The sequence below is a fragment of the Streptomyces sp. NPDC046465 genome (assembly GCF_040646035.1).
Classification (GTDB): Bacteria; Actinomycetota; Actinomycetes; order Streptomycetales; family Streptomycetaceae; genus Streptomyces.
Map to the genome: position 1 here is coordinate 1 of NZ_JBEYZK010000091.1, position 1,273 is coordinate 1,273.

Genomic DNA, 1,273 nt, shown 5'->3' on the forward strand with positions numbered 1-1,273 from the left:
CACACCTTCACCCTGCTCATGGATAGGTGTGGTAAGACGCACTGGAGGCCCGAACCAGGACACGTTGAAAAGTGTTTGGATGACTTGTGGATAGCGGAGAAATTCCAAACGAACTGGGAGATAGCTGGTTCTCTCCGAAATAGCTTTAGGGCTAGCGTCGAAATGTAAGTGTATTGGAGGTAGAGCACTGTTTGGGTGAGGGGTCCGTCTAGGATTACCAATCTCAGATAAACTCCGAATGCTAATACACATGTTCGGCAGTCAGACTGCGAGTGCTAAGATCCGTAGTCGAAAGGGAAACAGCCCAGACCAACAGCTAAGGTCCCAAAATATATGTTAAGTGGAAAAGGATGTGGGGTTGCACAGACAACTAGGATGTTAGCTCAGAAGCAGCTATCATTCAAAGAGTGCGTAATAGCTCACTAGTCGAGTGACCCTGCGCCGAAAATGTACCGGGGCTAAACATATTACCGAAGCTTTGGATTGATATTTTATCAATGGTAGGAGAGCGTTCTTAACCGCGATGAAGGTATACCGTGAGGAGTGCTGGAGCGTTAAGAAGTGAGAATGCCGGTATGAGTAGCGCAAGATAAGTGAGAATCTTATCCACCGTAAGACTAAGGTTTCCAGGGGAAGGCTCGTCCGCCCTGGGTTAGTCGGGACCTAAGGCGAGGCCGAAAGGCGTAGTCGATGGACAACTGGTTGATATTCCAGTACTAGATATGATCGTGATGGAGGGACGCAGTAGGCTAAGAGATGCCAGTTAATGGATTCTGGTCTAAGCAGTGAGGTGTGAGATGTGTCAAATGCATTTCTCTTTAACATTGAGCTGTGATGGGGAAGCAACTACGGTTGCGAACTCTCTGATGTCACACTGCCAAGAAAAGCTTCTAGCGTAAAGTCATATCTACCCGTACCGCAAACCGACACAGGTAGTCGAGGCGAGTAGCCTCAGGTGATCGAGAGAACTCTCGTTAAGGAACTCGGCAAAATAGCCCCGTAACTTCGGGAGAAGGGGTGCTGGTGTAAAAGCCAGCCGCAGTGAATAGGCCCAAGCAACTGTTTATCAAAAACACAGCTCTCTGCTAAACCGCAAGGTGATGTATAGGGGGTGACGCCTGCCCGGTGCTGGAAGGTTAAGAGGAGTGGTTAGCTTCTGCGAAGCTACGAATCGAAGCCCCAGTAAACGGCGGCCGTAACTATAACGGTCCTAAGGTAGCGAAATTCCTTGTCGGGTAAGTTCCGACCCGCACGAAAGGCGTAATGATTTGGG

The 1,273-nt window shown here is 49.2% G+C and carries 1 rRNA gene; it reads left to right on the plus strand.

Annotated elements, in window-relative coordinates:
- Window positions 1–1,273: ribosomal RNA gene (locus tag ABZ953_RS39400) — 23S ribosomal RNA — on the plus strand; the annotation flags it as partial.